This window comes from Mesorhizobium sp. M7A.F.Ca.US.005.03.2.1, from assembly GCF_003997795.1.
Lineage (GTDB): Bacteria > Pseudomonadota > Alphaproteobacteria > Rhizobiales > Rhizobiaceae > Mesorhizobium > Mesorhizobium ciceri.
Genome location: NZ_RZRP01001614.1, coordinates 1 through 449, shown reverse-complemented (window position 1 = coordinate 449; position 449 = coordinate 1). Strand labels below are relative to the sequence as shown.

At 58.8% G+C, this 449-nt stretch carries 1 protein-coding gene; it reads right to left on the bottom strand.

Features of this window, described 5'->3' with window-relative positions; translation table 11 throughout:
• The coding region (locus EN991_RS39455) for a YbjN domain-containing protein (RefSeq protein WP_206519386.1) at positions 1-308 on the bottom strand (308 nt) is incomplete at its 3' end.
• Positions 309-449: the final 141 nt, after the last annotated feature.

Here is a 449-nt window from a genome sequence, read left to right as displayed (position 1 = left end):
GCGCCCTCCTGCTCCCAGAGGTCGAAATGGCCAAACAGCATCTGCTCGTTGATCAGCGACAAGAGCCGCATCACTTCCAGCGTGCGGGTCTCCGGCACCTTGATATCGAAGGCGCAGGCCAGGTGCAGCGCCTCGAAATCCTCCATCCACGAAAAGGAGACGTGATAGTCGGTCCAGCTTCCGGCAACCGAGATCGAAATCTCGTCGTCGCCGGCCCGCTCGAAGGACCAGTCGTTGTTGTGGGCCACCTGCTCGATAACATCCACCGGATGGATTTCGCGGGAGAATTCGAGTTCGAGAAGTTCCATGGAATGCTTCCTGTCGTTCTGTACGAGCGCCGCCACACGCTCCGCGGGAGGGCACACACAACGAACAATCTTGTCTAGAACTCGGACGGCCAGGACTTTCTTCGCGCAAAGACGACTTCTCGACGCAAAGACCCCAGACCG